At 70.8% G+C, this 26850-nt stretch carries 28 protein-coding genes; 16 read left to right on the top strand and 12 right to left on the bottom strand.

Annotated elements, in window-relative coordinates; genetic code table 11:
- Positions 1-3: 3 nt before the first annotated feature.
- Complete coding sequence (locus tag JW792_RS12610) at positions 4-1929, bottom strand: transglycosylase domain-containing protein (RefSeq protein ID WP_135995503.1); 1926 nt, start codon at positions 1927-1929, stop codon at positions 4-6.
- Between the two features lie 171 nt (positions 1930-2100).
- Between JW792_RS12610 and JW792_RS12605 the strand changes: the two genes are divergently transcribed.
- The 3 genes from JW792_RS12605 to JW792_RS12595 all read left to right on the top strand — a co-directional run bounded on the left by JW792_RS12605 (position 2101) and on the right by JW792_RS12595 (position 2950).
- Positions 2101-2319 (top strand): hypothetical protein, encoded by a 219-nt coding sequence (locus JW792_RS12605; protein ID WP_135995504.1) that lies wholly within the window; start codon positions 2101-2103, stop codon positions 2317-2319.
- 98 nt (positions 2320-2417) lie between these two features.
- A complete protein-coding gene (locus JW792_RS12600) occupies positions 2418-2654 on the top strand; it encodes a hypothetical protein (protein ID WP_135995505.1) in 237 nt (78 codons plus the stop codon).
- Positions 2655-2716: 62 nt separating this feature from the next.
- Positions 2717-2950 (top strand): hypothetical protein, encoded by a 234-nt coding sequence (locus JW792_RS12595; RefSeq protein ID WP_135995506.1) that lies wholly within the window; start codon positions 2717-2719, stop codon positions 2948-2950.
- Here JW792_RS12595 and JW792_RS12590 read toward each other — a convergent pair.
- Entirely contained in the window at positions 2947-3528 is a 582-nt protein-coding gene (locus JW792_RS12590; protein ID WP_135995507.1) for a hypothetical protein, read from the bottom strand. The two genes, JW792_RS12595 and JW792_RS12590, sit on opposite strands and share 4 nt — an antisense overlap.
- A gap of 66 nt (positions 3529-3594) precedes the next feature.
- Here JW792_RS12590 and JW792_RS12585 point away from each other — a divergent pair, with 66 nt between their 5' ends.
- Positions 3595-4590, top strand: a complete 996-nt coding sequence (locus tag JW792_RS12585) for a glycerophosphodiester phosphodiesterase family protein (RefSeq protein ID WP_135995508.1) — start codon at positions 3595-3597, stop codon at positions 4588-4590.
- A 3-nt stretch (positions 4591-4593) separates the two neighbouring features.
- On the opposite strand, the gene JW792_RS12580 is transcribed toward JW792_RS12585, so the two are convergent.
- From JW792_RS12580 to JW792_RS12565, 4 genes are all read right to left on the bottom strand, one after another.
- Positions 4594-6402 carry an ATP-binding cassette domain-containing protein gene (locus tag JW792_RS12580; protein WP_135995509.1) on the bottom strand — a complete coding sequence of 603 codons (1809 nt, stop codon included), beginning with the start codon at positions 6400-6402 and terminating at the stop codon, positions 4594-4596.
- Between the two features lie 226 nt (positions 6403-6628).
- Entirely contained in the window at positions 6629-7093 is a 465-nt protein-coding gene (locus JW792_RS12575) for a low molecular weight protein-tyrosine-phosphatase (protein ID WP_135995510.1), read from the bottom strand.
- The gene (locus JW792_RS12570; RefSeq protein WP_158291571.1) at positions 7093-7731 is read right to left on the bottom strand and encodes a histidine phosphatase family protein; all 639 of its coding nucleotides are present in this window, start codon (positions 7729-7731) and stop codon (positions 7093-7095) included. The genes JW792_RS12575 and JW792_RS12570 overlap by 1 nt, the downstream gene beginning before the upstream one ends.
- Before the next feature lie 124 nt (positions 7732-7855).
- Positions 7856-8230 (bottom strand): YybH family protein, encoded by a 375-nt coding sequence (locus JW792_RS12565; protein WP_135995512.1) that lies wholly within the window; start codon positions 8228-8230, stop codon positions 7856-7858.
- A 58-nt stretch (positions 8231-8288) separates the two neighbouring features.
- On the opposite strand from JW792_RS12565, the gene JW792_RS12560 reads away from it, so the two are divergent.
- Together JW792_RS12560 and JW792_RS12555 are read left to right on the top strand one after the other, a co-directional pair.
- Positions 8289-8729 carry an acyl-CoA thioesterase gene (locus JW792_RS12560; RefSeq protein WP_135995513.1) on the top strand — a complete coding sequence of 147 codons (441 nt, stop codon included), beginning with the start codon at positions 8289-8291 and terminating at the stop codon, positions 8727-8729.
- 76 nt (positions 8730-8805) lie between these two features.
- Positions 8806-9546, top strand: coding sequence for a hypothetical protein (locus JW792_RS12555; RefSeq protein ID WP_135995514.1), 741 nt, complete (start codon positions 8806-8808; stop codon positions 9544-9546).
- Positions 9547-9551: 5 nt separating this feature from the next.
- On the opposite strand, the gene JW792_RS12550 is transcribed toward JW792_RS12555, so the two are convergent.
- Complete coding sequence (locus JW792_RS12550; protein ID WP_158291572.1) at positions 9552-10433, bottom strand: formate/nitrite transporter family protein; 882 nt, start codon at positions 10431-10433, stop codon at positions 9552-9554.
- Positions 10434-10714: 281 nt separating this feature from the next.
- Between JW792_RS12550 and JW792_RS12545 the strand changes: the two genes are divergently transcribed.
- Together JW792_RS12545 and JW792_RS12540 are read left to right on the top strand one after the other, a co-directional pair.
- Positions 10715-11587, top strand: a complete 873-nt coding sequence (locus tag JW792_RS12545) for an enoyl-CoA hydratase-related protein (protein WP_135995516.1) — start codon at positions 10715-10717, stop codon at positions 11585-11587.
- Positions 11588-11595: 8 nt separating this feature from the next.
- Complete coding sequence (locus JW792_RS12540) at positions 11596-12846, top strand: multidrug effflux MFS transporter (protein WP_135995517.1); 1251 nt, start codon at positions 11596-11598, stop codon at positions 12844-12846.
- On the opposite strand, the gene JW792_RS12535 is transcribed toward JW792_RS12540, so the two are convergent.
- Complete coding sequence (locus JW792_RS12535; protein WP_135995518.1) at positions 12843-13736, bottom strand: 23S rRNA (adenine(2030)-N(6))-methyltransferase RlmJ; 894 nt, start codon at positions 13734-13736, stop codon at positions 12843-12845. The genes JW792_RS12540 and JW792_RS12535 overlap by 4 nt on opposite strands.
- A 131-nt stretch (positions 13737-13867) precedes the next feature.
- Here JW792_RS12535 and JW792_RS12530 point away from each other — a divergent pair, with 131 nt between their 5' ends.
- The 4 genes from JW792_RS12530 (at position 13868) to JW792_RS12515 (ending at position 19435) form a co-directional block, all read left to right on the top strand.
- Positions 13868-16453: a zinc-dependent metalloprotease gene (locus JW792_RS12530; protein WP_135995519.1), complete on the top strand. Its 2586-nt coding sequence runs from the start codon at positions 13868-13870 to the stop codon at positions 16451-16453.
- A 138-nt stretch (positions 16454-16591) separates the two neighbouring features.
- The gene (locus JW792_RS12525; protein WP_135995520.1) at positions 16592-17062 is read left to right on the top strand and encodes a RidA family protein; all 471 of its coding nucleotides are present in this window, start codon (positions 16592-16594) and stop codon (positions 17060-17062) included.
- A 62-nt stretch (positions 17063-17124) separates the two neighbouring features.
- Complete coding sequence (locus tag JW792_RS12520) at positions 17125-18639, top strand: S10 family peptidase (protein WP_135995521.1); 1515 nt, start codon at positions 17125-17127, stop codon at positions 18637-18639.
- A gap of 34 nt (positions 18640-18673) precedes the next feature.
- Positions 18674-19435, top strand: coding sequence for a hypothetical protein (locus JW792_RS12515; protein ID WP_135995522.1), 762 nt, complete (start codon positions 18674-18676; stop codon positions 19433-19435).
- A gap of 9 nt (positions 19436-19444) precedes the next feature.
- On the opposite strand, the gene JW792_RS12510 is transcribed toward JW792_RS12515, so the two are convergent.
- Genes JW792_RS12510 through tsaD form a run of 4 tightly spaced genes read right to left on the bottom strand, consistent with a single transcriptional unit; the run spans position 19445 to position 22265 of the window.
- The gene (locus JW792_RS12510) at positions 19445-19777 is read right to left on the bottom strand and encodes a Rieske (2Fe-2S) protein (RefSeq protein WP_206340793.1); all 333 of its coding nucleotides are present in this window, start codon (positions 19775-19777) and stop codon (positions 19445-19447) included.
- A gap of 6 nt (positions 19778-19783) precedes the next feature.
- Positions 19784-20083 (bottom strand): YciI family protein, encoded by a 300-nt coding sequence (locus tag JW792_RS12505; protein ID WP_135995523.1) that lies wholly within the window; start codon positions 20081-20083, stop codon positions 19784-19786.
- Between the two features lie 11 nt (positions 20084-20094).
- A complete protein-coding gene (locus tag JW792_RS12500; protein ID WP_135995524.1) occupies positions 20095-21096 on the bottom strand; it encodes an NAD(P)H-dependent glycerol-3-phosphate dehydrogenase in 1002 nt (333 codons plus the stop codon).
- A 23-nt stretch (positions 21097-21119) separates the two neighbouring features.
- A complete protein-coding gene (tsaD, locus tag JW792_RS12495; protein ID WP_135995525.1) occupies positions 21120-22265 on the bottom strand; it encodes a tRNA (adenosine(37)-N6)-threonylcarbamoyltransferase complex transferase subunit TsaD in 1146 nt (381 codons plus the stop codon).
- A gap of 133 nt (positions 22266-22398) precedes the next feature.
- Here tsaD and hemC point away from each other — a divergent pair, with 133 nt between their 5' ends.
- Genes hemC through JW792_RS12475 form a run of 4 tightly spaced genes read left to right on the top strand, consistent with a single transcriptional unit; the run spans position 22399 to position 26846 of the window.
- Positions 22399-23304: a hydroxymethylbilane synthase gene (hemC, locus tag JW792_RS12490; protein ID WP_135995909.1), complete on the top strand. Its 906-nt coding sequence runs from the start codon at positions 22399-22401 to the stop codon at positions 23302-23304.
- Positions 23294-24019, top strand: a complete 726-nt coding sequence (locus JW792_RS12485; protein ID WP_135995526.1) for a uroporphyrinogen-III synthase — start codon at positions 23294-23296, stop codon at positions 24017-24019. Before hemC ends, JW792_RS12485 begins: the two co-directional genes overlap by 11 nt.
- 59 nt (positions 24020-24078) lie before the next feature.
- Positions 24079-25344, top strand: coding sequence for a mitofilin family membrane protein (locus JW792_RS12480; protein WP_135995527.1), 1266 nt, complete (start codon positions 24079-24081; stop codon positions 25342-25344).
- On the top strand, positions 25341-26846 hold the full coding sequence (locus JW792_RS12475) for a heme biosynthesis protein HemY (protein WP_135995528.1): 1506 nt from the start codon (positions 25341-25343) through the stop codon (positions 26844-26846). The genes JW792_RS12480 and JW792_RS12475 overlap by 4 nt, the downstream gene beginning before the upstream one ends.
- Positions 26847-26850: the final 4 nt, after the last annotated feature.

Here is a 26850-nt window from a genome sequence, read left to right as displayed (position 1 = left end):
GCCTCAGTCGCCCCCGGCGCCCAGGCGCTGCAGCAGAGCGCCGATCGCATCGCCGGAGTCCGGTACGGACGCCTCCCCGGACTGCGCGGCCGGCGCGGGCGCCGGGCGCGCGGCGAGGAGCCCGGTCAGCGGCGCGGGCTCGGCCGGGGCGTTGGCGATGAAGCCGGCGAAGATGTGTGCCGGGCCCGCCCCGCCGAGGGCCCGCTCGGTGGGCGAGCCGTCATCATTGCCGGTCCAGACCGCCGCGATCATGCCGTCCGCCCAGCCCACGAACCAGGCATCGCGATTGTCGTTGGTCGTCCCCGTCTTGCCGCGCACGGTCCGGCCGGGCACGGCCGCATTGCGGCTCGTGCCCTCGCGGACGGAGGCGGCGAACAACCGGTCCATCTCGGCGCGCACCCGCCCGGCGAGGACGAGTTCGGGCTCGGGCGCGGCGCGCTCGTAGAGCACGCTGCCGTCCGGGCGCTCGATGCGCAGGACGGCGTGCGGGCGCACCCGAAAACCGCCATTCATGAAGGGCGTATAGGCCCCGGCGAGCTCGAGCGGGGTGACCTCGTAGGCGCCGAGCGCGACGGCCCTGGTATTCTCCATCGGGCTTTCTATCCCGAGCCGCTGCGCGGTCCGGATCACCCAGCCCCGGCCCGTGGCCTCGGAGAGCTGGACCGCGACCGCGTTGGAGGAGCGCGCGAAGGCCTGTTCCAGGCTCATCTCGCCTTCATAGCGCTGATTGTAGTTCTCCGGCGTCCAGTTGCCGTAGGCGACCGGGGCGTCGTCGAAGCGGTCGTCCGGTGTGAATCCGCCCTCGAAGGCGGCGGCGTATACGAAGGGCTTGAAGGCCGAGCCCGGCTGGCGGCGCGCGGCCACTGCGCGGTTGAACGGCGAGCGGGCATAGTCGGTGCCCCCGACCATGGCGCGCACCCCGCCCGCCGCGTCGAGCGCGACGAGCGCGCCCTGCGTGGCGCCGCGGGCGAGTTCGGGATCGGCAAGACCCGTGGTCAGGGCGAGTTCCCCGGCGCGCTGGGCGTCGACATCGAGCGTGGTGTGCACGACGAGGTCGCCGGTCTCTCCCGGCACGAGTTCGCGCGCCTCGGCGAGCGCCCAGTCGGCGAACCAGCCCGCGCCGGGGCTGGAAGAACCGCGCGAGACGCGGATCGGCACGCGGGCCGCGGCGATTCGCTCCTCCTGCGTGATCGCGCCGGTCGCGTGCATCAGGTCGAGCACGACGGTCGCGCGGACCGCCGCACGGCGCGCGTCGCTCGCCGGCGAATAGCGCGAGGGCGCCTTGAGCAGCCCGGCCAGGAGGGCCGCCTCGCCGATCTCGAGCTCGTGCACCGAGGTGCCGAAATAGCGCCGCGCTGCGGCGTCCGCGCCCCAGGCGCCGGCGCCGAAATAGACCCGGTTGAGATAGAGGGCGAGGATCTCCTCCTTCGAATAGCGATGCTCGAGCATCAGGGCCAGGAGCATCTCCTGGGCCTTGCGCTTGTAGGTGCGCTCCGGGGACAGGAAGAGGTTCTTGGCGAGCTGCTGGGTGATGGTGGAACCGCCCTGGACCACCCGGCCCGCCCGCAGGTTCGCCAGCAAGGCCCGGCCGGTGCCGATCAGGTCGATGCCGAAATGGGAATAGAAGCGCCGGTCCTCGACCGCCAGCACCGCCTCGACGAGGCGCTCGGGCAGGTGGTCGGCGGTGATCGCCTCGCCCGCGCCCTCGCCGCGCCGGGTGATCGTGCGCCCCTCGCGGTCGAGCAGGGTCACCGCCCCGGAGCGCTCGGCCGGCGCGAGTTCGGAGACGTCAGGAAGGTCGCGCGCCAGCGCGACGACCAGCCAGGCGAGGCCCAGCGCACCGATCACGGCAAGGCTCGCGCACGCGCGCAGCCACGGGAAGCGCGCCTTCGGCTCGGCGGGTCTGCGGCGGACGGGTTTTCGGGCCATGGGTGCGCCTGACGGTCTCCGGCCGGCCCTGGAGGCCGGGGTGTGCTTCTCCAACAACATCAGGGCGCGGTTAAGGCCGCGTGAACCTTATTTTCGCCTTTGAGCAGCCCGTGCGCTTGCCCCACGCCATCATTGGGGAAAGAGTGCGCGCTACGAGGGCAAGGAGGGGTCATGGTCCGATCGCTGTCAGACAGCGTGCGCCGCGCCGGCGCGCACGCACTCGTCCTGGCGGGGGCGCTCGCGCTCGCCGGCTGCATCAACATTCCCGAAGGCGAGACCACCTGCCCCGGCCAGGGGCCGAACAGCGCGAGCTGGCCGTACTGCAATCCGGCCGAGCCCGGCGGACCCGGTCCGGTCGACGATCCGATCGATCCGACGGGCCCGTACTGAGCCGGGCGATGAACGCAGGATGACCGGCGCGGTCAGGAAAGCCTCAGGCGCGGCATGATTGGATCGCTCCCGTTCGCAATGAGCTGGGAGACTTCATCATGACTGGCCTCACCCCCGAACTTCAGATCGTCGCCCTCGCGCTCGCCGCGAGCCTCGCCGTCGGGCTTCCGGTCCGCGTGCTGGGCGCCGGCACCACGGTCAATCTCCTCATCGGTCTTTCCCGTTTCGTGCGCCATCGCCGCCTCGCGCTCGGTGCGCTGGCCCTCGCCGGCGGCCTCGGCGGCGCCTGGTCGCTGGAGCGCGTGCGCGATCTCGCCACGGGCATCCTCCTCTAGGAATCCCTGCGCACCGGGCCTCGGACATGCTATGATCGCCGGCCCGCTGTGGAGGATCGCCCATGAGCGCACTGCCGGAGTCCGCCCAGATCGTCATCCTCGCGCTCGCCGCGAGCCTCGCGCTCGGCCTGCCCGTGCGCCTGGTCGGCCTCACGGCCACCTTCCGGGGCATCGGCATCGCGCTCGGCTGGGCGCGCCGGCGCAAGTTCACCGTTCTCGCGATCGGACTCGCCGGTGCGGCGGCCGGCCTGTGGAGCTTCGAGGAGGTGCGCGACCTCGTCTTCTCCCTGATCTAGCCGCCCTTGGCCCGCGGCGGCATCTCGTCGGTATCGGGCGCGGAATCGCGCTCGGCGCCGGCCTCCATGAAATCGAATCCGATCCCGCCGCCACCGCCATACTCGCCGTGCTCGTAATGGCGCGACTGGTCCTCGAAGAAGTCCACGAGATGGCTGTGGAGATGGGCGAAGAAGGCCGTCATCTCCGCGTCGTCGAGCGGCATGGAGAAGGTGTAGGTCTCGCCCTGCGCGACATGGACGTCCATCGCCTCGCCGTTCTTCGCCGCCGTGAGCACGAGGCGCATCCAGTCCCCGGTCCGGCTGACGCGCACCGCGAGGCCGAACTGGATCGGTCCGAGGGGGAGGAACCGCATGCCGGAGACCGAGAAGGCGCCGGAGCGGAAATCGGCCGGCGCCCAGTTGCCCTCGGGCGGCACCAGATAGCAGCACCGGTGTGGCGAATTACCCCTCAGATAACCGCAGAACCCTGCCGAGATCCGCTCCGCGAGCGAGCGGATGCGCGCATAGTTCTCCAGGCTGAGCTCGCCGTAGCGCTCCGCCGCGTCGGCCAGCGTCTCGAAGGGCGTCCTGTCGCTCAATTGTCATTCCTCCGCGCTATCGGCTCACACTAGGCTTCCGGCTCAACGAAAGGGAAGGGCGAAACGATGCGCGCGACACTGACGGTTCTGGCGATGGCGGGGCTTGCCGCGTGCGGCGCGCCGCAAACGGGTGGCCCGGCCGAGGCCGGCTGGAACACCCTGGACGGCGAGGCGCCGCTCGTGATCGCCCACCGCGGTGCCAGCGGGCTGAGGCCGGAACACTCCCTGCCGGCCTTCGAACTCGCGCTCCGGCAGGGTGCGGACGTGCTCGAGCCGGATCTGCAGATGTCCGCCGACGGCGTGCTGATCGTGCGCCACGATCCCTACCTCTCCACCTCCACCGACATCGCCGACCGGCCCGAATTCGCCGGCCGGAGCGTGGAGCGCTTCGGGCGCGAGGACTGGTGGGTCGCCGACTTCACCGCCGCCGAATTGCAGACCCTGAGGACCCGCCAGGTCATGGAGGACCGCAGCGACGCGCACGACGGCATCAGCCCGGTCCTGACCTTCGGCGATTTCCTCGACTTCGTGTCGGCCGAGCAGGCCGAATGCGGCTGCACGATCGCCATCGAGCCGGAGGTCAAGCTGCCTGCGGAATACACCGCGCTCGGCCTCGATCCGCTGCCCGCCCTGCTCGCCGCGCTGGAGGCAAGGGGGCTCGACCGGGCCGACGCCCCCGTCGTGGTGCAGAGCTTCGACGCCCCCTTCCTGATGCGGCTGAACGAAGCGAGCGAGGTGCGCCTGGCCATGCTCTATTCCGGCGAGCCCGGCGCGGATGCGAGCGGGCTGAGCCTCGAGGAGATCGCCCGGTTCGCCGACGCGGTCGGGCCCTACAAGGGCGTGCTCATGAACCCGGACGGTTCGTCCACGGGCTATCTCGAGGCCGCCCACGCGCTCGGGCTCGAGGTCCACACCTGGACGGTTCGCGACGATCGCGAGCCGCTGACGGGCGAAACCGTGGAGGACGAGCTGCGCGCGCTCTATGGGCTCGGCGTGGACGGCGTGTTCACCGATTTTCCCGAAACGGCGGTGCGGGTGCGGGCGGAAATGGCGGGGCAGTAGGGTCTAGCCCTCCACCTCCTCGCGCAGCATCTCCAGTTCCAGCCAGCGCTCCTCCTTGGCCTCCTTTTCCTGGAGCGCCTTCGCGTGCTCGCGGCTGGCCGCGTCGAAGCGTGCGGGGTCCCTGGAGAAGAGTTTCGGGTCGGCCATCTCCTCCTCGAGCGCCTTGATCTTCAGATCGAGCGCCTCGATCTCCCCGGGAAGCGTGTCGAGGGCGTACTTGTCCTTGAAGGAGAGCTTGGCCTTTCCCTTCGCCGGAGCGGGCTTCGCCGCGGCGGGCCTGACGGCGGGCTGCCGGGCGGCTTCGGCCTTGCGCGCCCTGACGCCTTCCCCGCGCTGGGCGAGCATGTCGGAATAGCCCCCCGCATACTCCTGCCAGCGTCCTGCGCCCTCGAACATGATCGTGGACGTCGCGGTGCGGTCGATGAAGTCGCGGTCGTGGCTGACCAGGATCACCGTGCCGGCATAGTCCGCGATCATGTCCTGCAGGAGGTCGAGGGTTTCCAGGTCGAGATCGTTGGTCGGCTCGTCCAGGATCAGCAGGTTGGACGGCAGGGCCAGCGCGCGCGCCAGCATGAGCCTCGCGCGCTCCCCGCCGGACAGCACCTCGATGGGCGTACGGGCCTGTTCGGGCTTGAACAGGAAGTCCTTCATGTAGGCCATGACGTGCCGGGTCTTGCCGGCGACCTCGACCTGGTCTCCGCCGCCCTGGGTGAGGGCTTCGGACAGCGTCCACCCCGGCTTGAGGGCCGCGCGGCGCTGGTCGAGCGTGGCGATCTCCAGATTGGTGCCGAGCTTGACGCTGCCGGAATCGGGCTGCAGCGCGCCGGTCATCAGATTGATCAGCGTCGTCTTGCCCGCCCCGTTGGGTCCGACGATCGCCACCCGGTCGCCGCGCGCGATGCGGATGGAGAAGTCCTCGACGATCTTGCGGTCTCCGAAGCGCTTGGTGAGCCCCTTCGCCTCGATCACGCGCTTGCCGGAGGTGTCGGCATCGCTGACCTCCAGGCTCACCTGGCCCTGCGGGCCGCGATGGGTGCGGCGCTTCTCCTTGAGCGCCTTGAAATCGGCCAGGCGGCGCTGATTGCGCTTGCGCCGGGCGGTGACGCCATAGCGCATCCAGTCTTCCTCGCGCGCGATCTGGCGGTCGAGCTTGTGCTGCTCGCGCTCCTCCTCGGCGAAGACCTCGTCGCGCCAGTCCTCGAAATGGGCAAAGCCCCTGTCGAGACGGCGCGTCACGCCCCGGTCGAGCCAGACCACCGCACGGGTGAGGTTTTCCAGGAAGCGCCGGTCGTGGCTGATCAGGACCAGCGCGCCCTTGCGCGATTTCAGCTCGTCTTCCAGCCACTCGATGGCGGGCAGGTCGAGATGGTTGGTCGGCTCGTCCAGCATGAGGATGTCGGGATCGGGCGCCAGCGCGCGGGCGAGCGCGGCCCGGCGCGCCTCCCCGCCCGACAGCCGGGCCGGCTCCTCGTCCCCGGTGAGGCCGAGCGCCTCCAGCAGATAGACCGCGCGGTAGTCCTCGTCGCCCGGCGCGAGGCCGCTCGCGACATAGTCCATCACGGTCGCGAAGGCGGTGAGGTCGGGGTCCTGCTCGAGATAGCGCACGGTAGCGTTGGGCTGGATGAAGCGCTCGCCCCCGTCCTGCTCGACGAGCCCGGCGGCGATCTTCATCAGCGAGGACTTGCCCGACCCGTTGCGCCCGACGAGGCAGATCCGGTCGCCCGCCTCCACGCTCAGCTCCGCGCCGGTCAGCAGCGGGCTCGCGCCGAAGGTCAGATGGATGTCCTGAAGGGTCAGAAGCGGCGGGGCCAAGGGCGGGTCTCGTGCGTTGCGTCTTGGCGATGAGATAGCGCGCCGGAGGGGGGTCGGCCTAGGCGGCAGAACAGATCGCGACGGCCAGGGCGGGCATGGTGCGAACTCGACATGGCCGCAGGGCGGATCGTTGCGCAGTTGCGGCCTGGGCCGCGAGCCTCGCAGACGGGGACATGAAGACCCGGCCGGTCCCCTGCCGCACCGGCTTCGCCGCCGGCGCCCTGCCTCAGGCGCGCCGGACGAGCCCCTCCACGCCTTTCTCGATCAGGTCGAGGGCGCGTTCGAAGGCGGCCGCGTCGGCATAGTAGGGATCGGGAATTTCCATGCCCGCCTGGCCGACCGACCAGTCCATGAGCAGCGAGACCGGCTTTTCGGGCAGCTGGCGCGCGGCGCGGGCGTTGAGAAGCCAGCGCTTGTGGCTGTTGTCCATCGCCACGATGTAGTGGAACAGGCGGAAGTCCTCGTCATTGACCTGGCGGGCCCGCTGGCCGGCGATGTCGTAGCCGCGCGCCTTCGCGATCTCGATGGCGCGGGGGTCCGGCTGCTCGCCGGCATGCCAGTCCCCGGTCCCGGCGGAGTCGAATTCCAGGCGCGTCTTGCCGAGCCGCCTCGCCATCGCCTCGGCCACGCCTTCGGCCATCGGCGAGCGGCAGATATTCCCGGTGCACACGAAGAGAACGCGCTGGACCATCAGCTCTCTCCGGCTTCGGCCTCGGCGACGTCGAAGGCGCCCAGCAGCACCGTGACCTGCCAGTCCCCGTCGACCCGGTAGAGCCAGAAGATGTCGCCATAGGCATCCGATCCGAGATCGCCAGCCGCGCAGGGCGTGCCTTCGACAGAGGCGAAGGCCGCGATCCACAGGCAGACCGTGTTGGAATGCTCGGCGACCAGCGTCCAGCGCGATCCGCTCTCCTCGGCCGCGAGCATGGCGACCGCCCGCGAGCGCGCGACGGCGTCCCCGCCGCCGCACGGCGTGTCGAGGCCGGGGGCGGGCTGGTGCTGGACCACGTCGGCCTTGCCCGCGCGCGCGGTGTAGACCGTGCGGCAGGCGCTCGAGGCCATCGCCTCCCCGACGGGCCTGGGGCCGAGCAGTTCGGCCAGGCGGTCGACCATCGCCGCCCCGCGTTCCGACAGGGCGCAGTCGAGTGCGTTGCAGTCCTCGGAGATCTTGCGCGCATGGCGCACGACCAGGATATGCCGGTCGGCGGCCTGCAGGTCGGCGCGCACCGCCTCGGGCGCCGCCTCGAACAGGGCCTCGCGATCGAAACCCGGTCCGCAGGCGGAGAGCGCGAGCGCGAGGACGGCACAGGCAAGGCGGATCGACGTCATGGAAGGCATCCTTTCCCGCAAGGCTTAGCCCGCCGGGGGTAAAGAGGTGGTAAGGGCGGCAGGCGGTGCGCCCGCCCCGCAGGCCGCCGGCGCAGTCTAGCACCGGACGCCCGCAGCGGCACGCTCAGTCGATCTCGTAGCTCAGCCCGGCCACGCGCCAGCCCGCATCGCTCCGGCGCAGCAGCCAGACATGATGGCCGGTGATCGTGACCGCGCGTCCGTCATCGTCGAAGACGGTCGTGAAGCGCGCGCTCTTCCAGGCGTGGCGCGGACCGCCATGCATCTCCACCGCCTCCACGCGCACGTCGCGGATCGCAAACGGGCCCTCGAGCCCGCAGAGGACCGCCTCGCGGCCGGCGCACATCGCCCCGTCGGGCACGTAGATCCGGCAGTCCTCGGTCAGCAGGGCGCCAACGCGCGCGAGGTCGCCGGCGATCTCGGCCTCCAGCCAGCGGGCCTGAAGGTCGAGGATCGCGCGCCGGTCGTCATCTGAAAGCATTGATTTCGCCTCCCCCTTCCGCCTATCTCGCGCCGAGCACTCCACAGGAACGCCCGCGATGAAGCCCGATCCCAAGCGCCTGAAGCGCGAAACCTATCCGCTTTGCGTCACGGTGCCGAGCCGCTTCCGCGATCTCGACACGCTCGGCCACATCAACAACGTCGCCATCGGCAGCTTCTACGAGGAGGGTCGGGCGCATCTGAACCGCACCGTCTTCCCGCCGCAGACGCGCCATGCCCACGCCATGCGCCTGCTGATCGCCGACGTGCACATCGCGTATCTGAGGGAAGCCCACTATCCCGGCGACGTCGAGGTGCGCGCGGGCATCCTGCGGATCGGCACCTCGAGCTACACGATCGCGCTCGCCCTGTTCCAGAAGGGCGAGTGCGTGGGCACCTGCGAGACGGTTCTGGTCAACACCGACGGGGAAAGGCCCACGCCGATCCCGCACGAGGGGCGCGAGCGGCTGGAGGCGTACCGTCTGGCGGCCCTGCGGTAGATTCTTAACAAGGATTAACTGGCGCTCGCGCGAAGCCCCGTTGAGCGTGCGCTCCGTAGATGGATAGGAGCCGCACATGTTCCACCCCGTTCTCTTGAGCCTCGCTCTGGCCACGGGCGCATCCGGCGCGCAGGCGTCCGCAGACGCCGATCCGCTGGCCTGCCATCTCGCGGCCCTCGGCGGGGAAGCTGCGCTCGAAGCGGTCGAGGCCGTCCGGGTGAAGGTCCAGATCACGGAGCCGGCCTTCACCGTGACCGGCGACTACCGGGCTTCGCGCGACGGCCTCATGCGCATAGACATCTTCGATGGCGAGACCCGCGTCTTCACCGAGGCGCTCGACGGGAAGAGCGGCTGGCAGATGCTGGTCGACCCCGCGCAGGTGAGCGGGCTGAGCGCGGAGGGCGAAGGCGCATTGCGCCGAGGCCTCGCGGACAATCTCTACGGCCTGCAGGAATTCGGCGAACTCGGCCATTCGGTGTCGCCGGGCCAGGAGGCGCTGGTGGACGGGACCGTCTACCACACCATCGACGTCGTCTATTCCGGCGGCTTCGAGGCCAGGCTCTTCATCGACCCGCAGACTTGCCTGCTCGCCAGGCGGCGGTCGGAATTCGCGCTGCATCCCGATCTCGATCCGCAAGTGGAATATTTCGAGACCCTCTACGGCGATTACCGCGAGGTGGACGGCGTCCAGCGCGCCTTCCGCCAGGAGCGCGTCAACCTTCGCACCGGAGAGCGGGCCCAGCTCACCCTCATCGAGAGCTTCGAAACCAATCCGGACCTCGAGCCGGACCAGTTCGCCCGGCCCGGAACGCGCTAGGCGCTTCAGATCATCCGGCCCCTGATCCCCGTCCGCACCTCGTCGCGGATCTGGGCGTAGGCGAGCATGGCGAACAGGGCGGCCCCGCCCGCGACATTGCCGAGGAAGGCCGGCACGGTGAAGCCCCAGGTGGCGTGCCAGACCGAGATGTCGCCGGCGAGCAGGAGGGTGAGCGCCTCGGTCGCGCCGACCACGACGTGGGTGAAGCCGCCGAGCACCAGCACGTAGATGATGCTGGAGACCACGAGGAATTCCGAGCCCTTGGAACTCGGCATCATCCAGACCAGCGCCGCGATCAGGAAGCCGGCGGGCACGGCGCGGGCGAACACGGTGAACCAGGGCTGGATGACGGCCTTTTCGGAAATCTCGATCAGCGCGTCGTAGATGCCCGGCTGGAGCATGGGCGTGAAATTGAACACCAGGCCGGCGATCAGCGCGCCGAACAGGTTGGCCGCGAAGACGATCGCCCAGAGCCGTCCGACGCGGATCCAGTTCTTGGCGGAAAACTCCACCGCGAGCGGCAGAATCGCCGCGATCGTGTTCTCGGTGAACAGCTGCAGCCGGCCGAAGATGACGATCAGGAACCCGATCACATAGCCGAGCGGCACGACGAGCCGGGCGGGTCCGTCATCGGGCAGATAGGCGTGGAACATCGCCGCACCGGCCGCCGACAGCGCGAGCGCGAGTCCGGCCGCCACGCCCGACCACCACAGCGAGCTCGACGGGCGGCGCAATTCCTCCGCGCCCTCGCGGCGCACGATCTCGAAGATGGCGAGCGCGCCCAGGCGCACGCGTTCGCGCACCTCCTCCTCGGCGCGCTTGCCTTCGACCGCGCTGGCCTCTGCGGCCTGCTCCTCTCGCTTCTTCGGACTGTCCTCGTCGACCATCGATCTCGCTCTGCCGCTGGGGGAGGGTCGCATGCGGGAAATCGCATGCGACCCGGCTCCGTACGAAGCCAAACGCCCCAGCGGCGCGGAAGGTTACGCTGCGGACCGAATTTCCGTATGCGCAGCTCCGGCCAGGCGCCGCGGACAGTGCCGGCCCGGTTTCCGCTTCGCTCCGCGCGCGAGCGGGCCGGCGTCGGCGACGCATTGCGTTTGCCGGCGCCGGCGGCTCTACTGGCACCCGCCGGCGCCGGCGCGCCGGAATGCCCAAGGGGGGACGTGCCATGGCCTATTCCACGATCGCGCTCGCGGTGAGCGACCATGTCGCCACGATCACGCTGAATCGCCCCGACCAGATGAACGCCTTCACCTTCGAGATGGGCCGCGAGCTGATCGACGCCTTCGACCGTACCGACGCGGATCCCGAGGTGCGCGCCGTCATCGTCACCGGGGCGGGCCGGGCCTTCTGCGCAGGCGCAGACCTGACCACCGGCGCGGAGACCTTCAACGCCGTCGCCAAGGCGCAGGAGCGCGGCGAACTCGACGAGACAGACCCGCGCTGGCGCGATTCCGGCGGGATGCTCAACCTGCGCATCTGGAACAGCGCGAAGCCGGTGATCGCCGCGATCAACGGACCCGCGGTCGGCATCGGTGCGACCATGATCCTGCCGATGGACGTGCGCATCGCGGCGAAGGGCGCGAAGATGGCCTATCCCTTCGCCAAGCGCGGCATCGTCTGGGACGGCTGCGCGAGCTGGTTCCTGCCGCGCGTGGTGGGCATCTCCACCGCGCTCGACTGGGGCCTGACCGGACGGACCTTCCTGTCCGAGGAGGCGCTCGACAAGGGTCTCGTCGGCGAACTCGCCGAGCCCGAAGCCGTGCTCGAAGCCGCCCACACCCGCGCGCGCGCCTTCGTCGACGCCGTCGCGCCGGTCTCGGTGTCGATGATGCGGACCATGGCCTGGCGCATGCTCGGCGCGGACCATCCGATGGCCGCCCACCGCGAGGAGAGCCGGGCGATCCTGCGGCGCGGCATGAGCAAGGATGCCGAGGAAGGCGTGATGAGCTTTCTCGAGAAGCGCCCGCCCCGGTTCCAGGGCCGCGTGCCGGGCGACTATCCTGCGGGCTGGCCCTACGACGCGGAGCCGGATTATTGAGCGCCGACATGGCCGCCGCTCGCCTCGTCTCACCCGATCCGCGCCGCCCGAGCGTGACCACGGTCGAGCTCATCGCCATGGTCGGCGGGCTGATGGCCCTCAACGCCCTGTCGATCGACATCCTCCTGCCTGCCCTGCCGGCGATCGGAGAGGATTACGGCGCGCTCGGAAACGACCGCCAGCTCGTCATCACCGCTTATGTCTTCGGCTTCGGCTTCGCCCAGCTCGCGTTCGGCCCGATCGCCGATTCCATCGGCCGGCGGCGCACGCTGATCTGGGCGCTGTCGGGCTATATCGCCGCGACCGCGCTGTGTGTCGCCGCGCCGGCCTTCACCCTGATGCTCGCCGCGCGCGCCCTGCAGGGAGCGGCGGCAGCCGCGACGCGGGTGGTGGCGATGGCGGTCGTGCGCGACCTCGTCTCCGGCCGGCGCATGGCCGAGATCATGAGCTTTGCCATGACGGTGTTCATGGCCGCGCCGATCCTCGCGCCCGGCCTCGGCCAGCTGATCCTCATCGCCGGGCCCTGGGAGGCGATCTTCCTCGCGCTCGCGATGGGCAGCGCCCTCCTGCTCGCCTGGATGATGGTGCGCCTGCCCGAGACCCTGCGCGCCGAGGACGCAATACCCGTGCGTCTCGGACCCGCCTTCAGGAACTATATTCTCGCGGCAAGCAATCGCGTCACCCTCGGCTATATGTGCGCGAGCGCGCTGATCTTCGGGGCCCTGTTCGCCTTCATCGCCACCTCCGAGCAGGTGATCGCCGGGCTTTACGGGCTCGAGGCCTGGTTCGGCGTCGCCTTCGGCGGGATCGCGCTCGGCCTGGCGGCCGTCAACGTCGTGAATGCGCGCATCGTCGGGCGCCACGGCATGCGCCGCATCTCCCATCTCGCGCTCGTCGTGTTCATCGCGCTCAACACCGGCCACGCCCTGCTCTCGCTCGCCGGGCCGGTGCCGTTTTGGCTGTTCTACAGCCTCCTCGGCCTCGCCATGTTCATGTTCGGGCTGATCGGCGCGAACTTCTCCGCCCTCGTCATGGAGCCGGCCGGGCGGCGGGCGGGCACGGCGGCCGCACTCTACGGCTCGGTGACGGCGATCTCGGGGGCCGTTCTGGGTTCGGTGATCGGGCAGGCCTATGACGGCTCCGTCACGCCGATCCTCGCCGGCATGGCGATCCTCGGCGCGGGCTGTCTCGCCGTGGTCGCCTGGACCGAGAAGGGACGCCTGTTCGGTGCCTGGCCGCCCGGAGCGGAGCCGGACTAGGCTTCGTCCCCCGCAAGGTATTCCGGCGTCAGCCCGCCATCGAGGCGCCAGCCGGCGCCTTCACCCTGCCGGAACAGATCGCACAGCCAGGGCAGGACGACCAGCAGGTCCTGCTCCAGCGTGTAGGGCGGGTTGACGACCATGACCCCCGCGCCGGCGAGCTTGCCCTCGCTTTCCAGGTCGCGCACCCACAGGTCCGCGCGCAGGATTTTCTCCGGCAGCTCCTCGCGCTCGGCGATCAGCCATTCGGCCAGGCCGGTGTCGAACCGCTCGGCCGACCAGAGGTCCTTCAGCGGGCGCCAGAACACGAAGGTGCCCGTGGCGAAGCGGGGAATGGCGTCGACCGCGGCCTGCGCCATGCGGATCATCTCGTCCTTCTGCTCGAAGGGCGGATCGACGAGGACGAGTCCGCGGCGCTCCTTCGGGGGCAGCGCGCTCTTGAGGCCGCGATAGCCGTCGCGCGCCTCCACCTTGACCCGCCGGTCCTTGGCATAACGCCGGTCGAGTTCGGCCCCGTCGGCGGGGTGAAGCTCGAACAGGTGAAGCCGGTCGCGCGCGCCCATCATGTGCGCCGCGATCGCGGGCGAGCCGGGATAGGCGGTCAGCCCGCCGCCCGGATTGCACGCCCGCACCGCCTCCAGATAGGGCCCGAGCACGCGTTCGACGTCCGGGGGACGCCTCGCCCCCATCAGCCGGGCGATGCCGGCCTGCCACTCCGGGCTGCGCCGCGCCGCCTCGCCGGCGAGGTCGTAGACCCCGCTGCCGGCGTGGGTATCGACATAGGCGAACGGCGTGCCCTTCCGCTTCAGGTGGGCAAGGCACAGGGCGAGGACGACGTGCTTGACGACGTCGGCGAAGTTTCCGGCGTGGAAGGCGTGGCGGTAATTCATGGCCCGCTGTCTAGCCGTTCCGGGGCCGGGCGCGCTAGGTCGAGATGAACCAACTGTAATCTTTTGGGCTCTGGTCGCGGTGCCGGGTGCGGCCTAGAGTTCGTCCCTCATTTTCATCGGGGAGTGGTATCATGACTTCACTGTGGAGCCGGGTCCTGGCCGTGGCGGTTCTGACCGCCGGTGCGGGGTCGCCCGCCCTGGCCCAGGAAGGCGCGGACGAGGACGAGGAGGAAGAGGAAACAGAGACGATCGAGAGCTTCACCGAGGGCTTCGAGCGTCAGGACGGCCTGTTTCCGCTTTACACCGATCCGGAGAGCGGCAAGCTCTATCTGGAAGTGGCCGAGGACCAGCTCGGCGACGAGTTCATCTACTTCCTCTACACCGAGAACGGCACGCCTTCGGTCGGCCATTTCCGCGGCGCCTTCCGCGACAATCGCGTGATGACGCTGTCGCGGCGCTATGACGAGATCGAGATCGCGGCGGAGAACACGCGCTTCACCTTCGATCCCGAGAACGCGCTCTCGCGGGCGGCGGAAGCCAACATCACGCGCGCCCCGCTCGCGATCGCCGGCATCGAGGCGGAGACCCCCGGCGAGGAAGGCGCGCGCTATCTCATCGACGCCACCGCGATCTTCGCCAGCGAGGAGCTGCACCAGGTCAAGCCCTCCCAGCGCCCCGGCGCGACGCCCGGCGAAAACTTCGTGCTCGGCAATCTGGACAAGGACAAGACGCGCATCCTGTCGGCACGCGCCTATCCGGAGAACACCGATATCGTCGTGGAGTACGTCTACGACAACGACAGTCCGGTGAACTATGGCGGGGAGGACGTCACCGACGCGCGCTCGGTCGCCATCACCGTGCAGCACACCTTCGTCGCGATGCCGGAAAACGGCTACGAGCCGCGACGCGACGATTTCCGCGTCGGCTATTTCGGCGAGCGCATCACCGATCTCACCGACACGGGCCACACGCCCTATGCCGACGTGATCAGCCGCTGGAACCTGGTCAAGCAGGATCCCGAGGCGCCCGTTTCCGATCCGGTCGAGCCGATCGTGTGGTGGATCGAGAACACCACCCCGCACGAGCTGCGCGACGCGATCCGCGATGGCGTGCTCGCCTGGAACTCGGCCTTCGAGGCGGCCGGTTTCACCAACGCCATCGAGGTGCGCGTCCAGCCCGACGACGCCGACTGGGATGCCGGCGACATCCGCTACAACGTGCTGCGCTGGACCAGTTCCCCGACCCCGCCCTTCGGCGGCTACGGGCCGAGCTTCACCAATCCGCGCACCGGCCAGATCATCGGCGCGGACATCATGCTGGAATACGTCTTCCTGACGAACCGCATCCGCTACTCGGAGATCTTCGAGGCCGGCGGACTGCCCGACTGGGTCGGCACCGCGGTGGCCGAGATGACCGGCGCGCCGGTTGCCGCGTCCGGCCATGACCACGCCATGCCGGGCGAGATGTGCAATGTCGCCGGACTTCTCCAGGCCGAGATGATCGGCGCAATGGCGATGCTGCAGGCCCAGGGCGCGAGCCAGATCGAGGTCGACAAGCTGATGGAGGACTCCATCCGCTATCTCATCCTGCACGAGGTCGGCCACACGCTGGGGCTCAACCACAACATGGCCGCCTCCTACGGCGTGGCGCTTGCCGACCTGCACGGCAGCGACCAGCCGGTGAGCTCGGTGATGGACTATCCCGCGCTCAACATCGCCGCGGACGGCGAGGTGCAGGGCCATTACGCCCCGCGCGACCCCGGCCCGTACGACGTCTGGGCAATCCAGTTCGGCTACACCCCGGACGAGGCCGTCCTGCCGGGCCTGCTGGCCCGCTCGACCGACCCGACGCTGATCTTCGGCAACGATGCCGACGACATGCGCGCGCCGGGCCGGCATATCGACCCGCGGGTCAACATCAACGACCTGTCCGACGATCCGGTCGGCTGGGCCGAGCAGCGCGTCGCGATGATCAACGACACGCTCGCCGTCCTGCCCGAGCGCTTCGCGGTCGAGGGCGAGACCTATCAGGGGCTCTACAACAGCTACCTGATCCTCACCGGCCAGCGCTTCGGGGCGGCGAACGTCGCCTCGCGCCATGTCGGCGGCATCTACAACAACCGCGCCGCCATCGGTCAGCCGGGAGCCGAGACGCCCTTCGTGCCGGTGCCGCGCGAGCTGCAGGAACGCGCGCTCGCGGTGGTCGCCGACGGCCTGTTCGCGCCGGACGCCTTCGCGACGGAGGAGGCCTTCGCCGACAGGCTGCAGCGCCAGCGCCGCTTCTTCGACCACTTCCCAGAGGACGAGGACCCGGCCCTGCACGCCCGTGCACTCGGCATGCAGCTCGCGGTGCTGGCCCATCTCACCCACGAGAACGTGCTGGAGCGGATGACGGACTCCCGGCGCTATGGCGGGGAGTATCCGGTGGCCGAGTACATGGCCGACCTCACCGCGGCGATCTTCGACGCGGATATCGGCGGGGAGGTGAACACCTACCGCCAGAACCTGCAGGTCGCCTATCTCACGCGCCTCATCGCGATCGCGGACGGCTCGGCCGGCGCCTTCGATCCCGTCGCGCGCTCGGCGGCGCTCGCCAGCATCGACCGGGTCAAGGGACAGGTCGCGCCGGGCTGGTTCGGGATCGAGGCCGGTTCGGCCGAGGCCCGTGCCCACCGCGCCCATCTGAGGCGGCTGATCGCAGATTTCGAGGCGGCATAGACGCCCCGCGATCGAGAGCCTGACAGCGCCCGCTCCGGGAACCGGAGCGGGCGCTCCTTTTGCGCCTCACGGCGATGTGAGGCCGGTGCCGCGCCCGTACGGCTAAGTTGGCGCAAACCAGCCCGACGGAGATCTGCCATGCTCATTGCCTGCGCCGCACTCGCCTTTGCCGCCCAGCCCGCGCCCTCCGCGCCCGCCATCGAGGCCATCGTGCCGGAGGGAAGCGAATGGGTGCTCGAGCGATTCCGATTCTCTCCCGCGGTCCGGGCCGGCGACATGATCTATCTGTCGGGCGTGGTGGCCGGGCGCCCCGAAGGCGAGGCGCCGGGCCAGGACGCCTACGAGGCACAGTTCGAGCGCGCCTTCCAGGCCCTGGCCCGAACGCTCGACGCGGCCGGGGCCGACTTTTCCGACGTCGCGGAGATGACGACCTACCATGTCGACTTCGCCGACGAGACCCATCGGGCCGCCTTCATGGCGGTCAAGGACCGGTACATGCCCGCCCCGCCCTATCCGGCGTGGACGGCGATCGGGGTCGAGCGCCTGTGGCCGGACAACGGGCTGGTGGAAATCCGCCTCGTCGTCTATGCGCCCCGGGACTCGGAATAGGGGCGCCGTGGGGTTATGGTCCGCCGGATTTTCCAGAAAACCAAAAGGGGAGAAACTTCAAGATGTTGAAAAGCCTCATCGCGGCCGTCTCCGCCGCAACCCTGCTGGCCCTTCCGGCCGGTGCGCAGGAGGCCGCCGGCAACGGCGCCGCCGACATCCCCGAGCCGGTCAGCTTCGAGAGCCGCGGCGAGGTCAATGTCGAGGGCGAGCGCATCCGCTACCGCGTCGTCGCCGGGGAAACCTATCTGGAGGACGAGGACGGCAACCCCACGGGGTCGATCTTCTCCACCTCCTATTTCCGCGAGGGCAACTTCGACCCGCGCGAGCGCCCCGTGGCCTTCATCTTCAATGGCGGGCCGGGCTCGGCCTCGCTGTGGCTGCACATGGGCGTGTTCGGCCCGAGGCGCGTGGTCCTGCCGAGCGAGCCGCCGGCCGATGACGGCGCGGCCCCGTTCGACATCCAGTCCAACCCGGAAAGCCTCATCGGCGTGGCCGACATGGTCTTCATCGACCCGGTCGGGACGGGTTGGAGCCGGGCGCTCGGCGACACCGATGCGAAGGAGGAATTCTGGGGCGTCGACGCCGATGCGGAATCGATCGCCGCCTTCATGCGCCGCTGGCTGACCGAGCACCGCCGCTGGAACTCGCCGAAATACCTGCTTGGCGAGAGCTACGGCACGACGCGCATCGGCGCGCTGATGCGCCAGCTCGAAGCGGGCTGGAACGACGTCTCCATCAACGGCGCGGTGCTCATCTCCGTCGTGCTCGACTTCAAGATGGACGCCACCGATCCCGGAAACGACATCGGCTATGTCGGCCTGATGCCCGGCTATGCCGCGACCGCCTGGTATCACGGCAAGGTCGACAGGGCGGATTGGAACGGCGATTTCGAGGCCTTCCTGGAGGATGCGCGCGATTTCGCGAGCGACGAATACCTGCCCGCGCTCATCCGGGGCCACGACATCGACCCGGCCCGCCAGAGCGCCGTCATCGCGCGCCTGGCCGAATTCACGGGCCTGTCCGAGGACTATCTGCGCCGCGCCAACATGCGCGTCGAACTCAGCGACTTCCGTGTCGAACTGCTCCGCGATGAGGGCCTCTCCGTGGGCCGCTTCGATTCCCGCTTCACCGGCCTGGAACCCGACGCGATCGGGGACACCCCCGAGGGCGATCCGTCCGGCTACGGCATCGACGGGGCCTACACGGCCGCCATGCTCGACTATTTCACGCGCGAGATCGGGGTCGACATCCAGCGCCCCTACACCACGCTCGGCGGGGTGCAGGACTGGAACTGGGATGCCGGCCCGGCGGGCGGGGAGAATTCCTACGTCAACACCTCGGTCTGGCTCGAGCGGGCGATGCGTCAGAACCGCGAACTGCGCGTACTGGCGCTCAACGGCTATTACGATCTGGCCACGCCCTTCTACGCGACCGAGCTGACGCTGCAGCGCCCCGGCTACAGCGATCAGAGCCGCGTGGAGCTGGACTACTACCCGGCCGGCCACATGATGTATCTGCACCAGCCCTCCATCGAGGCGATGGCCGAGCGGGTGCGGAACTTCATCGCGGCGCAGTGACGTCGGCCTGCGGGCGAGGGGAGGGCCGGGCGCGGTGATCTCGGAAGAAAACCTGCGCATGATGTGGGCGCTGGCCTACCCCTTCCCGCGCCCGCAGACCTCCTTCCTGTTCGTGGACGGGCAAACGCTTGGCCTCACCGCGACGGAGGGCGCGTTCGGGCAGTGGCGCGCCCGCTACCGGGGCCAGGAGGTCAGCCTCGCCGATCTCGTGGGCGAGGCGCGCGCGGGCGTGTTCGAGCGCGGCGATTACCACGCCGTCGTCGCCGTGGGCTCGAACGCCGCGCCGGTGCAGCTGCGCCGCAAGTTCGCGCGGCACCTGGACAGCGTCGTCATCCCGGTGGTCAGGATCACCATCCCCGGCCACATCATCGCCTGGGGCAAGCACATCGCGCCCTACGGCGCGGTCGGCGCGACGATCGCCGAGCATCCCGGCGCCGCGGTGGAGGCCTGGGCGACGCTGCTGGGCCCGGGCGAGTTCGAGGTGATGAACGAGACCGAGGCGCTCGGCGAGACCTACGACCATCATCGTGTCAGCGTCACCGGCGCGCCGGCGGCGGTGCGCCCCGACATGGTGGCCTACCGCTCGCTCGCCGGCCACATGCCGCTGCTGGTGGAGGGCTATGCCCACGAGAACCCGCCCTTTCCCTTCGGCGGGCCGTTCGAATCCCAGGAGATGGCGATCCGCGCGCTCGGCCTGTCGATGAGCGTCGACCAGTTCATCGCCGAGAACGTGTCCGATCCCGATCTTGCCAGGCGGCGCGACAAGGCGCTGGCGGCGGCTTCGCTGTTCGACTAGGCGCGGCGCTCAGAGCGCCACGACCTTTCCCGCCTCCACCTTCACCGGGACCGGCTTCAGCCCGGTCCTGCCCGCCGGGCCGCCGGTGCAGGCTCCGCTCTCGATGTCGAAGCTCGCGCCGTGGAACGGGCAGACGACATGGCCCTCGCTGACCAGCGTGCGTCCCGATGGCAGGCAGAGCGGCCGGCCGGCATGGGGGCAGACATTGACATAGGCGCGCACCACGTCGCCGGCGCGCAGCACGAGCACGGGCAGCGGCTCGTACTCGGCCGGCGCGCCGCCGGGATCGGGAAGGTCGGCCAGGCGCTTCAGCACCGTTCCGGGCGGGGGCAACTCGCTCACCGCGCCTCAGTCCTGTCTCAGGTCTTCGGGCGGGTTCACCGTCCACCTGAACGGCGCGTAGGTGACCTGCGCGAACAGGCCTGCCTTCGCGTACGGATCCTCGTGCATGAATTCCTCGAGCTTCTCCGCGCTCTCGGCCTCCACGACGAGAAGCGAACCGACCGGCATGGCGTTCTCGTCGAGCAGCGGGCCGGCCATCTTCACCGGCGAGCCCTCGGCCTTCGCCCAGTCGAGGTGGGCCTCCCGGTTCTGCTTGCGCAGCTCCATGTGACCTGGGCGGTCCTGGCAGGTGACGACGAACAGCATGGGGATATCCCTTATACGGCTTCGCTCGTGAACGGGCGCGACAGCAGATCCTTGATCGCCTCGTCCACCCCGCTCTTGCCGGAGACGACACGGTTCACCGCCTCGCAGATCGGCATCTCCACGCCATGTCTTCGCGCGAGGGCGACGACGGCCGGCGCCGAGGCGACGCCCTCGGTCACCGAGTTGCGGGCGCCGAGAATGTCCTGAAGACGCTCCCCGCGTCCGAGCGCCAGGCCGCAGGACATGTTGCGCGATTGCGGCGAGGAGCAGGTCAGGACGAGATCGCCGAGCCCGCACAGGCCCGAAAGCGTCTCGGCCTTCGCGCCGAGCGCGACGGCCAGCCGGGTCATCTCGGCGAAGCCGCGTGCGATGAGGGCGGCATGGGCCGACTTGCCGAGGCCCTTTCCCTCGACGATTCCCGCCGCGATCGCGAGCACGTTCTTCACCGAGCCGCCGATCTCCGCGCCCACGACGTCCGGGGCGTAGTAGGGCCGGAAACTCGCCGAGCCGAGCGCCGCCATCAGCTTCTCGCCGAGATCGGGGTCCTCGCAGGCGAGCGTCACGGCGGTGGGCAGGCCGCGGGCCACGTCGGCGGCGAAGGAGGGGCCGGACAGAACGGCAATCGGCGAGCCCGGGGAGGTCTCGGCTAGCACCTCGCTCATCAGCTTCAGCGAGCCCTGCTCGATCCCCTTCGAGCACAGGACGAGCGGCGCGCCGTCACGCTGGTGGCGGGCGAAGACCTCCATCGTCGCGCGCGTGTGCTGCGCCGGTGTGACCACCAGCGCCATGTCCGCGCCCGCGAGCTCGCCGAGATCGTTCGTGGCGTGGATCGCGCCGTTCAGCGCAACGCCCGGAAGATACGTGCGGTTCTCGCGGATCGTGTTGATGTCCTCGCAGACCTCGCGCTCGCGCGCCCAGAGCGTGACCTGCAGGCCCGACTTGGCGACGACCTGGGCGAGCGCGGTGCCCCAGGCGCCGCCGCCGATCACGGCAATATGGTGAAACCCGTTCATGACGCCTGCCCACTCCCGTCGTTTCAGGCCTTCGGCCCCTTGCGTCCCGCTCCGGTGGCGGGCGCGCGTTCGGCCGCATCCGGATCGAGCGGCCAGCGTGCCCGCGCCGGCGCGGAGAGATCGTCGCTCTCGCCCCGGCGCAGCCGTTCCGCGCCGGCGAGCGCGATCATGGCCGCATTGTCGGTGCAGTATCTCAGCGGCGGGGCGATCAGTGCAAAGCCTTCTTTGCGCGCTGCGTCCTCCAACGCCTCGCGCACCGATCGGTTCGCCGCCACCCCGCCGGCCACGACCAGCGGACGCGGCGCTTCGAGCGTCTCGAAGCGCGCCGCGAACAGCGCCATCGCCCGGCGGGCGCGCTCGGCGAGATGGCGCGCGATCTCGCCCTGCACCGCTGCGGCGAGATCGGCCCTGTCGGCCTGGCTTGGCGCGTCGAGCGCGTCGAAGGCGCGCTTGGCCGCCGTCTTCAGCCCCGCGAAGGAGAAGTCGCAGCTCCTGTCGCGCGCCAGCATGCGCGGCATCGCGAACCGGTCCGGATCTGCGGCCTGCGCGGCGAGGCGCTCGACCGCGGGTCCGCCGGGAAAGCCGAGCCCCATGACCTTCGCCGTCTTGTCGAAGGCCTCGCCCGCCGCATCGTCGATCGTCGATCCGATGCGGGTCATCTCGCCCACGCCCTCGACGATGAGGAGCTGGGTGTGCCCGCCGGACACCAGCAGCAGGAGATAGGGAAACTCGAGGCGCTGCGTCAGGCGCGGGGAGAGGGCATGACCCTCCAGGTGATTGACCGCGACGAGCGGCTTCCCCGCGCCGAGCGCGAGCCCCTTCGCGGTCATCAGCGCCGCCATCACGCCGCCGATGAGGCCGGGCCCGGCCGTCGCGGCGATCGCGTCGATGTCGCCGGCCTTCAGGCCCGCCTCGGCGAGCACCTCGGCGGCGAGCGCGTCCATCCGCTCGGCATGGGCACGCGCGGCGATCTCCGGGACCACTCCGCCGAAAGGGGCATGGGCCGCGTTCTGCCCGACCACCCGCTCGGCGAGCACCTGCGCGCGGCCGTCCTCGAACAGGCGCACGATCGCCGCCGCGCTGTCGTCGCAGCTCGATTCCAGCCCCAGCACGGTGAGCGGGCCCGGCCTTGGCGCTTGCGCGCGCTCGGGAGTGTGGTTTAACGCCATGACAGATGTGGTTAGCCCCGCCCCGGCGGGCTGACAACTGAGCCGTCCATCTCCCGAGCCCGAAGGATCGCCCTTGGCCCGACCCCAGCCCATCGCGACGCGCACCTCCCCGCTCGCGCTCGCCCAGGCGCACATGGTTCAGCGCCTGCTGGCGCAGGCGCACGGCGTCGAGGACATGGAGGCCGCCTTCCCGATCCTGGGCATGACCACGACGGGCGACCGGATCACCGACCGGGCCCTGCTCGCGGCGGGCGGCAAGGGGCTCTTCACCAAGGAGCTGGAGATCGCGCTCGCGAACGGCGAGGCGAGCTTCGCGGTGCATTCGATGAAGGACGTGCCCACGAAACTGCCCGAAGGGCTGGAGATCGCCTGCGTGCTCGAGCGCGAGGATCCGCGCGACGTGCTGCTGACCGGGACCGGCGCGCGGCGCGTCGCCGACCTGCCGGCCGGCGCGGTGCTCGGCACCGCCTCGATCCGGCGTCAGGCCCAGGCGCTCGCCCTGCGCCCGGATCTGAAGGTCACGCTGCTGCGCGGCAATGTCGACACGCGCCTCGCCAAGGTGCGCTCCGGCGAGATCGACGCCACCTTCCTCGCGCTCGCGGGGCTGAAACGCCTCGGCCGCGAGGAGGCCAGCCGGCCCGCGATCGAGACGACCGAGATGCTCCCGGCCCCGGCCCAGGGCGCGATCGGCATCGAGATCCGCAGCGATGACGGCGCCGCGCGCGAAGCTCTCGCGCCGCTGAACCATGCGGTCACGCAGATCTGCATCACGGCCGAGCGCGCCGTGCTCGCCGCGCTCGACGGCTCCTGCCGTACCCCCATCGCCGCCCATGCGCGCCTGGAGAACGCCACCCTGTCGCTGAGCGGCGAGGTGCTGAGCCCGGATGGTACGCACCGCTGGGCCCAGTCGGTGACGCTGCCGCTCGCCGACCCGGACCTCGCCTCAGCAAGGCTGATCGGCACTGCGCTCGGCGAGGCGCTGCGTCACACCGGGGGGGCGCGGCTCGAAGCTGCGCTGGCCGCGTCCCATGAAGCCTGAGACCGTCCTTGTCACCCGCACCGAGCCCGGCGCCAGCAAGACCGCCGGCGCGGCCATCGAGGCCGGCTTAGAGGCGATCGTCTCGCCGCTGGCCAGGGTCGTCTATCTCGACGCCGGGCTGGATCTCGACCGGGTCGACGCGGTCGCGGTGACCAGCCGGCACGGCGCACGCGGGCTCGCCAAGGCGACCGGGCGCCGCGACGTGCCGGTCTTCGCGGTCGGCGAGGCAACTGCCCAGTCGGTGACCCGCAACGGCTTCGAAACGGTCCATTCGGCTGACGGCGACGCCTTCGCGCTCGCCGAACTCGCCGGGCGTACGCTGCCGCGCCCGGCGCGCGTGCTGCATGTGCGCGGCGAACTCGCGGGCGTGGATCTGAAGGCGGCGCTCGCCGCGCGCGGCCTCGAGGCCGGCGAGGCGATCGTCTACCGCACGGTGGAGACCGGACGCCTCTCCGCCGAGGCGGTCGCCGCGCTCGATGCCGATCCCGGGCCGATCCTGCTGATCCATTCCGCCGCCGGTGCGGGGCGCCTGGTGCGCGCGCTCGCCGCGCTCGGCATCGCGCCCGAGGGCCTGCGCGCCGCAGCGATCTCCGCCGTCGCGGCGGAACCGGCGCGCAGCGCAGGCATTGGCCGGATCGAGATCGCGGAGCGACCGGACGACGCGCACCTGCTCGAGGCGGCGTTGCGCATCGCCCACACGGGGCCGGCGCGGTAGCGTCCCGCCGCGAGGCGGCCTAGAGTCGGCCCATCCGCTTCCAGGATACGAGGAGCTTCATGGCGCGCCCGGAAGACAGCGAAACCCCCGGCGAACCCGAACCGGTCGATGCCGAGTTCGAGACGGTCGAGGAGACGGAAGCGACACCGAAGCCCGCGCGCCGCGGGCCCGGCTGGGCACTCTTCGTGCTGTCCCTGGTCCTTTGCGCCGCGATCGCGGCGGGCGTCGCCTGGACGCTGACGCGCTATCTCGGGCCCGGCACGGACACCGCACGCCTGGACGCGCGCATCGCCGCGCTCGAAGCGCGCGACCCGGCCGCGGCGCTGGGCGATCGCCTCGCGCAGCTGGATACCCGGATCGCGGAGCTGGAGAGGCTCTCATCGCGCATCGCGAGCTTGCAGGCCGATCTCTCCGCTCTGCGCGAGCGCGTCGACGCCCTGGAGGCCGCCCCGTCGGACGGGGCGCCGGACATCGCCCTCCCGGAAGACGTTGCCGAGCGTCTCTCCGCCCTGGAAGATCAGGCCGAGAGCGCGCTGCAGCTCGCCCGCGAGGTCCGCGATGCGCTGGCGGGGCTCGACAGGGAGGATGTCTCCAGCGCCGCGGCGCAGGGGCTCGAGCGCCTGCGCGAGGAAATCGAAGCCCTGCGCGGACGGCTCGCCGAAGCCGAGCGGAGCTTCAGCGCCGAAGACGAGGCCCTCGCCGGTGCGATCCAGTCGGCCGGAGAGACGATCGGCGAGCTGCAGACCCGGCTTTCGGACATCGGCGCACAGGCCGGGCAGGCGCTGCAGCTCGCCCGCGCCGCACAGAGCACGTCGGGAGAGGAGGCGGAAGATCTGCGCCGGCTCTCGGCGCGCGCGCTCGGCCTTGCCGCCCTGTCGGAGGCCGCCTCGCGCCCGGGACCGTTCGAGGCCGAGCGCGCCGCGCTCGCCCGCGTCTGGCCGGACCAGGGCGATCTGCAGGCGCTGCAGGCGATCGCGCGGGCCGGCGCGCCGACGGCTGTCGAACTCGCCGAGCGGTTTCCCGGCGAGGCGATCCGCGAGGCGGCCGGGGGCACGCAGCGCTTCTGGGGCCTCGTCGAGGTGCGTCCGGCCGAGGGTGCGGACGGGACCGGACCGTCGGCCATCGCGGCGCAGGCCGAGCGCCGCCTGGCCCGCGGCGATCTCGCCGGGGCGGTGGCGGCCGTGGAGGAGCTCGAAGGCGCGCCCGCCGAGGCCGCCGCGGACTGGCTGCGCGACGCCCGGGCCCGCCTCGAGATCGAGCGCCGTCTCGACGGGCTGCGCACCGCGCTGAGCCAGGCTGCGGCCGAGGAGGAAGCCCGTCCATGATCCGCCTGATCATCACCATCGCGCTGTGCGTTCTGACCGCGATCGCGGCGGTCTGGCTGACGCTCAATCCGGGCACGGCACAGTTCGAATTCCTCGGCTGGCAGGCCGAGACGAGCTTCGCGCTCGCCATGGGCCTGCTGCTCGTCCTCACCTTCCTGCTGGTCGTCGTCTGGTGGCTGATCGTGAAGATCTGGACCGCGCCGGACACGTTCAGGAAGTTCCGTGAGCGCCGGCGCCGCGAATCCGGCTTCGACGCGCTCGAACGCGCGCTCATTGCCTCCGCGGCCGGGCAGGGCGAGCTCGCCGTGCGCCAGGCCGCGCGCGCCGATGCCCTGCTCGACCGGCCCGCCCTGTCGCGGCTGCTCGCCGCGCGCGCGGCCGAGGCGGCCGGCGACCTTGCCGGGGCGGAAGGCCATTACGAGGCGATGCTGGAGGATCCGCGCACGAAGCTCGTCGCGCGGCGCGGGCTCGCCTCGATCGCCGAAGCGCGCGGCGACAGCCAGCTCGCCATCACCCATGCCAGCGACGCCTTCAAGGACGCCAAGCTGCGCTGGGCCTTCGACACGCTGTTCAACGCCCAGGTCGCTGAAGGGCGCTGGGAGGACGCGAGGAAGACCCTCGCCGAGGCGGAAAGACGCAAGGAGATCGCACCCGACCGCGCGGCGCGCCGCAAGGCGGTGCTGCTGACCGCCGAGGCGCTCGCCTGCGAACAGAGCGACCCGGACAGGGCCGCCGAACTCGCCGAGAAGGCGGCGGCGGCCTCGCCGGGCTTTGCGCCCGCCGCCACGCTCGCCGCACGCCTGCTCGCATCGAAGCGCCGGCACCGGCGCGCCGCGGAGCTGGTCGAGGCGGCCTGGCAGGCGAACCCCCATCCTGCGCTCGCCCGGGTCTATGGCGATCTTCGCAAGTCCGACAGCAAGGCCAAGCGCGCCGAGCGGCTGAGGGCGCTCGCCGCGCTCAATCCCGAGCACCGCGAGTCCCGCCTGCTGAAGGCCGAGGTGGCGCTGGAGACGCGCAATCTCGACGCCGCGCGCTCGGCCCTCGCCCCGCTTCTGGCCGGAGGGCCGAAAACCGCGCGGGTGTGCGCGCTGGCCTCCCGGCTGTCGCGGCTGGAGGGCGAGGAGGAGGCCGCGCGCCGGCTGATGGCGCGCGCCGCCCACGCTCCCGGGGAGGCGGACTGGTCCGACATCGACGAGCAAGGCCGGCCCTTCCCCTATTCCGACGAGGACTGGAAGCGCATGGTGTTCGCCTGGGGCGACGAGGCGCGCCTGATCCATCCGCGCTACGAGCGGTTCGAGAGCCTCGCCGAGGCGGTGCCGGAGACCGCCCTGCTCGAGGCGCCGGCCACGCGCCGCGGCCCGGCGGGAAGCGAACCGCAGCTGCCCCCGTCGGGAGATGCATCGAGGCCGCACTCGGACGAAGACAGGCGGGACGCGCGCTATTATGAACCGGGCCGCGCGCCCGACGATCCGGGCGTGGGACCGGAGAGCGGCGAGCGATAGGCGG

This window comes from Marinicauda algicola (assembly GCF_017161425.1).
GTDB classification, from domain to species: domain Bacteria; phylum Pseudomonadota; class Alphaproteobacteria; order Caulobacterales; family Maricaulaceae; genus Marinicauda; species Marinicauda algicola.
This window is presented reverse-complemented; position numbering and strand designations above follow the sequence as displayed.

Excerpts from the sequence above, each read along its gene's own strand:
- JW792_RS12610 (WP_135995503.1), bottom strand. The coding sequence starts at position 1,929 with ATGGCCCGAAAACCCGTCCGCCGCAGACCCGCCGAGCCGAAGGCGCGC.
- JW792_RS12605 (WP_135995504.1), top strand. The coding sequence starts at position 2,101 with ATGGTCCGATCGCTGTCAGACAGCGTGCGCCGCGCCGGCGCGCACGCA.
- JW792_RS12600 (WP_135995505.1), top strand. The coding sequence starts at position 2,418 with ATGACTGGCCTCACCCCCGAACTTCAGATCGTCGCCCTCGCGCTCGCC.
- JW792_RS12595 (WP_135995506.1), top strand. The coding sequence starts at position 2,717 with ATGAGCGCACTGCCGGAGTCCGCCCAGATCGTCATCCTCGCGCTCGCC.
- JW792_RS12585 (WP_135995508.1), top strand. The coding sequence starts at position 3,595 with ATGCGCGCGACACTGACGGTTCTGGCGATGGCGGGGCTTGCCGCGTGC.
- JW792_RS12575 (WP_135995510.1), bottom strand. The coding sequence starts at position 7,093 with ATGGTCCAGCGCGTTCTCTTCGTGTGCACCGGGAATATCTGCCGCTCG.
- JW792_RS12570 (WP_158291571.1), bottom strand. The coding sequence starts at position 7,731 with ATGACGTCGATCCGCCTTGCCTGTGCCGTCCTCGCGCTCGCGCTCTCC.
- JW792_RS12565 (WP_135995512.1), bottom strand. The coding sequence starts at position 8,230 with ATGCTTTCAGATGACGACCGGCGCGCGATCCTCGACCTTCAGGCCCGC.
- JW792_RS12560 (WP_135995513.1), top strand. The coding sequence starts at position 8,289 with ATGAAGCCCGATCCCAAGCGCCTGAAGCGCGAAACCTATCCGCTTTGC.
- JW792_RS12555 (WP_135995514.1), top strand. The coding sequence starts at position 8,806 with ATGTTCCACCCCGTTCTCTTGAGCCTCGCTCTGGCCACGGGCGCATCC.
- JW792_RS12550 (WP_158291572.1), bottom strand. The coding sequence starts at position 10,433 with ATGGTCGACGAGGACAGTCCGAAGAAGCGAGAGGAGCAGGCCGCAGAG.
- JW792_RS12545 (WP_135995516.1), top strand. The coding sequence starts at position 10,715 with ATGGCCTATTCCACGATCGCGCTCGCGGTGAGCGACCATGTCGCCACG.
- JW792_RS12540 (WP_135995517.1), top strand. The coding sequence starts at position 11,596 with ATGGCCGCCGCTCGCCTCGTCTCACCCGATCCGCGCCGCCCGAGCGTG.
- JW792_RS12535 (WP_135995518.1), bottom strand. The coding sequence starts at position 13,736 with ATGAATTACCGCCACGCCTTCCACGCCGGAAACTTCGCCGACGTCGTC.
- JW792_RS12530 (WP_135995519.1), top strand. The coding sequence starts at position 13,868 with ATGACTTCACTGTGGAGCCGGGTCCTGGCCGTGGCGGTTCTGACCGCC.
- JW792_RS12525 (WP_135995520.1), top strand. The coding sequence starts at position 16,592 with ATGCTCATTGCCTGCGCCGCACTCGCCTTTGCCGCCCAGCCCGCGCCC.
- JW792_RS12520 (WP_135995521.1), top strand. The coding sequence starts at position 17,125 with ATGTTGAAAAGCCTCATCGCGGCCGTCTCCGCCGCAACCCTGCTGGCC.
- JW792_RS12505 (WP_135995523.1), bottom strand. The coding sequence starts at position 20,083 with ATGCTGTTCGTCGTCACCTGCCAGGACCGCCCAGGTCACATGGAGCTG.
- JW792_RS12500 (WP_135995524.1), bottom strand. The coding sequence starts at position 21,096 with ATGAACGGGTTTCACCATATTGCCGTGATCGGCGGCGGCGCCTGGGGC.
- tsaD (WP_135995525.1), bottom strand. The coding sequence starts at position 22,265 with ATGGCGTTAAACCACACTCCCGAGCGCGCGCAAGCGCCAAGGCCGGGC.
- hemC (WP_135995909.1), top strand. The coding sequence starts at position 22,399 with ATGGTTCAGCGCCTGCTGGCGCAGGCGCACGGCGTCGAGGACATGGAG.
- JW792_RS12485 (WP_135995526.1), top strand. The coding sequence starts at position 23,294 with ATGAAGCCTGAGACCGTCCTTGTCACCCGCACCGAGCCCGGCGCCAGC.
- JW792_RS12480 (WP_135995527.1), top strand. The coding sequence starts at position 24,079 with ATGGCGCGCCCGGAAGACAGCGAAACCCCCGGCGAACCCGAACCGGTC.
- JW792_RS12475 (WP_135995528.1), top strand. The coding sequence starts at position 25,341 with ATGATCCGCCTGATCATCACCATCGCGCTGTGCGTTCTGACCGCGATC.